General features: G+C 66.1%; 1 protein-coding gene. It reads right to left on the bottom strand.

What is annotated here, in order from left to right; genetic code table 11:
• Positions 1-71: 71 nt before the first annotated feature.
• The coding region (locus IMZ11_RS44250; RefSeq protein WP_228649751.1) for a hypothetical protein at positions 72-434 on the bottom strand (363 nt) is incomplete at its 5' end.

The raw sequence follows: 434 nt of genomic DNA, 5'->3' as shown, positions 1-434 counted from the left end.
GAGCACATCCCCTTCAGGTGTGACGGTGTATTTGCGGTAGAGGCCGCGGTCTTCGTCGGATGCTGCAGTGGTCATCGGTAGATTCCCCTCGGTGTGGTGGGCGTCGGAGTGCGTGTGTGGCGATCGGTCGAGAGAAGGCTCTGGATCTGGCGGGTGCCGGCGAGCAGTGTGGTGAATGTCCAGACCACGACGGCGACAATGGGTACCAAGGTGTCGAGGATGGTCCGGGTGTCGCAGCCACCGCTGGTGAGGCAGCTCGCGCCGACGGCGAGCAGGAAGGTGACACCGGTGGCCGGGAGCGCGGCGCACAGGCCCAGGACCGCCGCGGAGGCGGCGTGGTTGAGGATCAGCCACACCTGATGACGCGGCTGCGCCGGCAGCGGAATCTCCTGCATTGCCCGACGGTAACGCCGCATTGCGACACGACGATCAAC

The organism is Microtetraspora sp. AC03309 (assembly GCF_020826795.1).
GTDB classification, from domain to species: Bacteria; Actinomycetota; Actinomycetes; order Streptosporangiales; family Streptosporangiaceae; genus Microtetraspora; species Microtetraspora glauca.
The sequence above is the reverse complement of the archived record's forward strand: the minus strand, read 5'-3'. Positions and strand labels throughout refer to the sequence as shown.